Source organism: Planctomycetia bacterium, from assembly GCA_034440135.1.
Classification (GTDB): Bacteria; Planctomycetota; Planctomycetia; order Pirellulales; family JALHLM01; genus JALHLM01.
The window spans coordinates 1-6,635 of record JAWXBP010000225.1 but is presented as its reverse complement, the minus strand read 5'-3'; the positions used below and the strand labels follow the sequence as shown (position 1 = coordinate 6,635).

The window sequence follows — 6,635 nt, the reverse complement described above, 5'->3', positions numbered from 1 at the left end:
AGGACCCGACGTTGGAGGATGTGTTTATGCTGGTCACCAAGGGACTGGTGATTTAATGACGAAGTGCACGTCTCGGAGCGCCCCGCGAAACACACTAACAACGCGAAAGCTGGGCCGTAGAAAAGGCTAGCGGAATCTTTTCAAGGACTTCACGTCGGTGATTGTCTAAGACAAACTCTAAGAGTTGGCCGGGCGTCTCAAATTGAACTTCGTTCGGAACCATGACATTGACTTTCCTGTTTTTCGCGTGTTTCGCGGGCCGCCTCGAATCCCTGCGAGAGTTGCGTAGAACTACTGCGGTGACCTACCTCGGAGATGATCGTGGATCGTTGGCCCAAGCCGTGGCCGAGTAAATCTGAGTGTCTCAGTCTGGCATCGTCGCGAACACTTCGGCATTCCCTTCATGTATGTAATCGAAAACCCCGTCCTCCAGCGCGAACTGCTCGTCAATCTTCGGATGGGCCGGGCGTTTGTGTTGTTGTTTGTTTACAACGCGCTCCTGGCGCTCGTGGTGCTGGTCGCCTGGCCGGAAGATCAGGTGATGGACCTGACTGGAAAGCCGGAAAAATCGCAGCGGCTGGTCGACATGTTTTTTCTCGGCCAGTTCGTGCTGGCTTCGATGATGGCGCCGAGCTTCGCCGCGACGACCATCACTGGCGAGAAGGAACGCAAGACTTACGAGATGTTGCTCGCCAGCCCGTTGCGGCCGGGCGCGATCGTGCTGGGGAAACTGCTCGCGTCGCTGTGCCATTTGGCGATGTTGATTCTCTCGTCTTTGCCGATCGTGATGCTCTGCCTGCCGCTGGGGGGCGTGTCGCCGTATGAGGTGATGGCGGTCTACCTGGCGATGGTCTTAAGCGTGGCGACGTTCGGCATGATCAGCGTTGCGTGTAGTAGCTACTTCACGCGCTCCGCGGCGTCGCTGGTCGTGTCGTATTTGATCATCTTACCGTTGGCGCTGTTGGGCCCAGTGTTGTGGCGCGCCTTCGGGCAGATGGGGGAGTTCCGACTGTTCGCTACGCTGACTTTTTTGCCGGCCGCCTGTATCACCATCTGCGCGGTGCTGATGATTTCCACCGCGCGACGATTGCTCCATCCGCCCGACGTGGGCAGCGAAGGAAATGAAGTCATCGATGAAGAAACCGAGATTAAGGAAGCCGTCGGCCTGGTGATCCAACGCGATCAGTTTCCGGACCGCTTGTTCGCCCCGCCGAAGCGGACGGATTTGCTCGAAGACGGTGCGAATCCGGTCTACGACAAAGAGCTGCGGAGCGAATTGTTCAGCCAGGGCACGCTGATGCTGCGCGTGGTCATTCAGGTGAGCATGTTCCTGGCGATCCCGCTGATGGCCTGGTTCCTGTACCTGCATCCCGAGCAGGCGCCCTGGTACATCAGCTACGTGATCCTCTTCAATATGCTCGTCGGCCCCGTGTTTTCGGCCGGGGCCGTCACCAGCGAACGCGAACGCGAAACCTTGGACCTGCTGCTGGTGACGTTGGTCACGCCGTGGCAGATTCTCTGGGGCAAGATGATCAGCGGCCTGCGCGTGTCGACCATTCTCACCTCCTTCCTGCTCTGGCCGCTGTTGCTGGCATGTCTGATGGTCAGCGTCTTCTGGTCGAACATTCCCACGGTGCTGGGCTACCTGCTCGTGCTGGCGTTGGCCTGCCCGACGACGGCCGGTATCGCGCTGTTTTGCTCGGTGATTTTCCGCCGCACGTCCGTGGCCATGATGACCGCGTACCTGGTCGTCGTGTCGCTGTATGCCGCGCCACTGGCGTTCCATTTCTTCGCCCGCACGTTTGCCACACCGCCGGTCGCGGAATTCGTACGTCAACTGACGTTCACGAGCCCCTTCGCGGCGGTGTTCGCTTTGCCTACGATCAGCAATGCCGCCGCGGTGATCACGCCAGGAACCGCGCAGGTCAACGTCCCCCGCTGGGATCTGTTCTTCTCGCATGTCTCGTTCTACATCTTGTTCAACGTCGCCCTCTCCCTGACCATGATCTGGCTCTTCCAACGCCGCTGGCGCGTCGCACAATAGGAGGCGCAGATGTCGAATTTCGAAATCCGAATGACGAATGAATGCCGAATCGTTAAATGACTAAATGGTCCCTTGTGGGAAATCGCGATGACGGGCATTGGAGACCTTCGATCGGGGCGGTGACATGGTCGGGAGACCATGCCACAACGGACGCCTCGTTGACAAGACCATTCGACATTCAGGCATTCGGATTTCTTTCGTCATTCGGATTTAGAAATTCGACATTCCCCTCACGACCCGTTGCATCTGACACCAAGGAATATTCCCCATGTCCAAGTTCGCCGTAATTCTGCCGGCGGCTGGGAAGAGTAGCCGGTACCATGACAAGAATTACAAAAAGCCGTTCGCGCCGTTGGCCGATCGCGCTGTTTGGCTGCATGCCGCGGAGAAATTCCTGCAACGCAAGGACGTCAAGCAGGTGATCGTCGTGATTTCGCCCGACGACCGCGAATACTTCAACTTCAAGTTCGCCTCGAACGTGGCGATCCTAGGCATCGAAGTCGTCGTCGGCGGGCAGGAGCGTTCGGACTCCGTGCAGAACGCCCTGTCACGTATTGAGCCGGACGTAGAATACGTTTGCATTCACGACGCGGCCCGGCCTTGCATCGTCGATGAATGGATCACCAATGTCTTCGAGGCGGCGCAGAAATCCGGCGCGGCGATCCTGGCGATCCCGGTCGCCGGCACATTGAAACGCGTCCGCGCGGGTCAAACGATCGAGGCCACGGTGCCGCGCGATGGCCTCTGGGAAGCCCAAACCCCGCAGGTGTTTCGCCGCGACCTGTTGTTCAAGGCATACGCCGAACGCGGCTCCAAGCCGGCCACCGACGACGCCGAGCTTGTCGAACGCCTCGGCCACGCCGTGACCGTTCTCACTGGCAGCACGTTGAACCTGAAAATCACCACCCGCGAAGACCTGCGCCTTGCCGAGCAAGCCCTCAAGGCATTGCCCAAGCCGAAATTCCAGGGCCCGGCGCATCCGTTTGCCGACGACGACATGTGGCGGTGAACGTCGATGTCGAGTTTCGAAATCCGAATGTCGAAAGAATGTCGAATGACCCCAGGTCGGAAATCGCGATGACGAGCATTGGAGACCTTCGGTCAGGCCGGTGACATGGTCGGGAGACCATGCCACAACAAGCGGGCGGTGACATGGTCGGGAGACCATGCCACAACGAGGGACGACTTGTTAAACTTGCCCGCAATGGCAAGAGTTTAGGCATTCGGATTTCATTCGTCATTCGGATTTCGACATTCGGCATTCGCAATTGGCCTTCGCGTTTCAAAACGGAATCGACCTCACTTCATGGATATTTTCTCCGAACTTACCTGGCGCGGCTTGATTCATCAGTCGACGGATCCTGAGCATTTGCCGGAGTGGTTGCGCAGCGGATCGCGGACGTTGTACGCCGGATTCGATCCTACGGCCGATAGCCTGCACGTCGGGCACCTGGTGTCGCTGTTGATGTTGCGGCGGTTTCAGCGCGCGGGGCATCGGCCGATCGCGGTCGTCGGCGGCGCGACCGGCATGATCGGCGACCCGACCGGTAAGAGCGAGGAGCGGAACTTGCTCTCGCTCGAAGCGCTCCGCGCCAACGTCGATTCGATTCAGCAGCAGATGCGCCGCGTGCTGGATTTCGAGGGCGTCGCCAATTCCGCGCTGTTGGTGAACAACTACGACTGGATCAGCCCGTTCAGTTACTTGACCTTCCTGCGCGACATCGGCAAATGTTTCCCCGTGAATGTGATGCTCGCCAAGGACTCGGTCAAGGCGCGCCTGGAGCGCAGCGACGCCGGGTTGAGCTACACCGAATTCAGCTACATGCTGCTGCAGGCGTATGACTTCGTGCATCTCAACCGCGCACACGGCTGCGAACTGCAAGTTGGCGGCAGCGACCAGTGGGGGAACATCACCGCCGGCATCGACCTCGGCCGGCGGATGCACAGCCTGCAACTCTACGGACTCACCACGCCGCTACTCACCAAGAGCGACGGCACGAAGATGGGCAAGACCGAATCCGGCGCCGTCTGGTTGGCGGCCGATCGCACCAGTCCTTACCAGTTTTTCCAATACTGGATCAACGTCGACGACGCCGACGCCAGCAAGTGCCTGCGCTTCTTCACCGATCTCAGTCGCGAGGAAGTCGAAGCGCTTGATGCGGCTCGCGAAACGAACCCCGCCGGCCGCGAAAGCCAGCGCCGCCTGGCCGAAGAAGTCACCCGATTGATTCACGGCGAGGAAGGCCTCCGCGTCGCGCAGCGCGCCACCGAGATCTTTTTCGGCGAAGCGATCACCGGCCTGAACGACGCGCAACTTGGCGCGGTCTTCGCCGACGTACCAAGCGCCGAGCTTCCGCGCAGCGCACTGGCCGGAGAAGGCCTGAATATTCTGGACGCCTTCGCCATCGAATCGCTCGGACTCGCCAAAAGCAAAGGCGAAGCCCGGCGGGCGGTCGCGCAAGGCGGCGCGTACGTGAACAACCACCGCGTGGAAAACATCGAATTGCAGCTCACCGCCGAACAACTGGCCAGCGAAAGCTGCATTGTGCTTCGCTCCGGCAAGAAGAAGTATGCGCTACTGCGGTTCGTTCAGTAGGCGTAGGTTTGCGCGAGGATTCACCACGGAGAGCACGGAGGACACGGAGGGGGAAGTTGCATTTGAACCGCGGAGGGGGAGCGAAACGAATGATGAATGGAGGAAGTAGGAACGAGAACCGTGGGATTAGGTTCGTCGGCCCGACCGAATGCAGGAGCGAGTTCTAGTAGCCGTTCGCGCTACTTCGCCGGCACGAATTCCACGTAGCCCCATTTGTCCGGCTCGTGCATGTCGATGATCCCTTGCGGGGACCAGACCCAATTGTCTTCGCGCTTGCCGGGCACTTTAACATACTTGCCGTCGTTAACTTCGGTGAGCCATTCGACGCGCGAGAAACTTACGCGCCAGCGATCGCCGGCTTGCGGCGGGCTGGGGCGCTGGGCGTACTCCGCGAGCGCCTTCCAGGGAATCGCCAACTCGATACTCCAGCCGCGGTCCTCGTCGCTCGGGTCGTTGAGCGTGCCGTCGACGTGAATCGCCGTCTTCAATCCTTCGATGTTCCAAGCGTCGACCGCCTTGCCACCGTCCTTGTAGCGTTTGGGAAGAAACAGATCCCAGCCGGTGTTCAGGGCGTTGATCTCGAATTCGTAGTACTCGCGCGAGTCGCCATTGGGGTCAATGAAGACCTCGAAATCGTTGTCCTGAAAGATCACCGCGTCGCGCTGCGTAATGGTTCCCCAAACATGCGGCTCGTCGAGTTGCGCCGCCACATAGAAATACTCGTCGTCCCAGAGCATCTTGGCGCGCGTACGAAATCGCGGCTTGGGACGCTTGTCGCCTTCGATATCGACGAAGTCATCGGTCCAAGCCACCGCCTCCCAGGCGTCATCGTCCAATTTGCCGTCGAGCGTGACTTTCGCCGGGGCTCGCGCACAAACATATTTCTTGGGAGTGGGTTCGGCGGCCGGCGTAACGCTCACAAGGCCGCACCACAGAAGCAAGGCGATCGTCAATTTGAGAGGCTGAAACATGCGCAGCTCACAAGTAGTTTTCGCTTAGTGATTTCCTCGGTGGGCATTATGGCCGAGCATGGCCCACGATCATAGAGCCGAAAGCGTCAGCGCCCGAAGTGAACTGCTATCGGCGTGCTTCCTCAATTCGCTCAGGGCGCTGACGCTTCCGGCTCTCAAGCTCATCTCGCTTAGCCAGCCGGAGCATCTTCAAAGGGATCGATGCCCCAACTTTCAATCGGGCGGGCGAGCGGATCGGCGGGATTCGCTCGTGGAAGTTCGTGACTTGCGACCCGCACCACGAGGCTGCCGCCCCGCACGTCAATCACGGTCACTGGTTCGTTAGCCTCGATCGGCAGGCCTTCGCTCATCGCGTCGTAGAGCCGGTCGTCGATCCGCACCCGCCCGCTCGGCAACATCACGCTGAGCGTCACGCCATGCTTTCCGACCATCCCGCGCAGGACCTTGCGCGGGTCTTCGTCGGAAATGACTTCGTCGTCCGATGGCGCGCCCAGGATCATGCGCTGTCCCATTCGCGTGCGCGGGAAAAAATGGAGCGCCGTGGAAAACGCTGCCGGCAAGCCAACGATCGCCAATCCCAGGAAGGTGAATCCCGTCCCTGGGCTGTGGCGAAAGGCCAGCACGATGGAAACAACGACCGCGGCCAGCGACAGAAATCCCAGCACGCCGCCGGATGGTAGGAATACTTCCAGCATCGCCAGCGCGAGGCCAGCGGAGAAAATCACAATTGCCCAAGCCCAAGGTTCCATGCGATCACGTCCCAGAACAACGGAGTACCGACTGTATTGAATGAGATTGGCGGCGCGGCGGCAAGGACGGCGCGCCGTGACGTCGCCAAGCTCGCTATCAGGCTGCTGAAAAACTCCGTTTATTCGGCTATTTTATTGCGATCCACTGGCGGGTTGCAATGCAGGAGGCGACGATGCCAGGACAACTGCAAAGTCATTTGGCACGCATTAGGGTCAGGCCGAGGGTGGGATTCCAGGCGATTTGGTCGGCGCGGCCGCGGATGGGAAGTTGGGGT

5 protein-coding genes are annotated in these 6,635 nt (G+C 59.7%); 3 read left to right on the top strand and 2 right to left on the bottom strand.

Annotated elements, in window-relative coordinates:
• Positions 1–403 precede the first annotated feature (403 nt).
• From SGJ19_13170 to tyrS, 3 genes are all read left to right on the top strand, one after another.
• On the top strand, positions 404–2,044 hold the full coding sequence (locus tag SGJ19_13170; protein MDZ4781198.1) for an ABC transporter permease subunit: 1,641 nt from the start codon (positions 404–406) through the stop codon (positions 2,042–2,044).
• A 268-nt stretch (positions 2,045–2,312) separates the two neighbouring features.
• Positions 2,313–3,053, top strand: a complete 741-nt coding sequence (gene ispD / locus SGJ19_13165; protein ID MDZ4781197.1) for a 2-C-methyl-D-erythritol 4-phosphate cytidylyltransferase — start codon at positions 2,313–2,315, stop codon at positions 3,051–3,053.
• A gap of 297 nt (positions 3,054–3,350) precedes the next feature.
• Positions 3,351–4,640 (top strand): tyrosine--tRNA ligase, encoded by a 1,290-nt coding sequence (gene tyrS / locus SGJ19_13160; protein MDZ4781196.1) that lies wholly within the window; start codon positions 3,351–3,353, stop codon positions 4,638–4,640.
• 179 nt (positions 4,641–4,819) lie between these two features.
• On the opposite strand, the gene SGJ19_13155 is transcribed toward tyrS, so the two are convergent.
• Together SGJ19_13155 and SGJ19_13150 are read right to left on the bottom strand one after the other, a co-directional pair.
• Positions 4,820–5,611, bottom strand: a complete 792-nt coding sequence (locus SGJ19_13155; GenBank protein ID MDZ4781195.1) for a carbohydrate-binding family 9-like protein — start codon at positions 5,609–5,611, stop codon at positions 4,820–4,822.
• Between the two features lie 170 nt (positions 5,612–5,781).
• Positions 5,782–6,360 carry an NfeD family protein gene (locus tag SGJ19_13150; GenBank protein MDZ4781194.1) on the bottom strand — a complete coding sequence of 193 codons (579 nt, stop codon included), beginning with the start codon at positions 6,358–6,360 and terminating at the stop codon, positions 5,782–5,784.
• Positions 6,361–6,635 lie beyond the last annotated feature (275 nt).

Excerpts from the sequence above, each read along its gene's own strand:
- SGJ19_13170 (MDZ4781198.1), top strand. The coding sequence starts at position 404 with ATGTATGTAATCGAAAACCCCGTCCTCCAGCGCGAACTGCTCGTCAAT.
- ispD (MDZ4781197.1), top strand. The coding sequence starts at position 2,313 with ATGTCCAAGTTCGCCGTAATTCTGCCGGCGGCTGGGAAGAGTAGCCGG.
- tyrS (MDZ4781196.1), top strand. The coding sequence starts at position 3,351 with ATGGATATTTTCTCCGAACTTACCTGGCGCGGCTTGATTCATCAGTCG.
- SGJ19_13155 (MDZ4781195.1), bottom strand. The coding sequence starts at position 5,611 with ATGTTTCAGCCTCTCAAATTGACGATCGCCTTGCTTCTGTGGTGCGGC.
- SGJ19_13150 (MDZ4781194.1), bottom strand. The coding sequence starts at position 6,360 with ATGGAACCTTGGGCTTGGGCAATTGTGATTTTCTCCGCTGGCCTCGCG.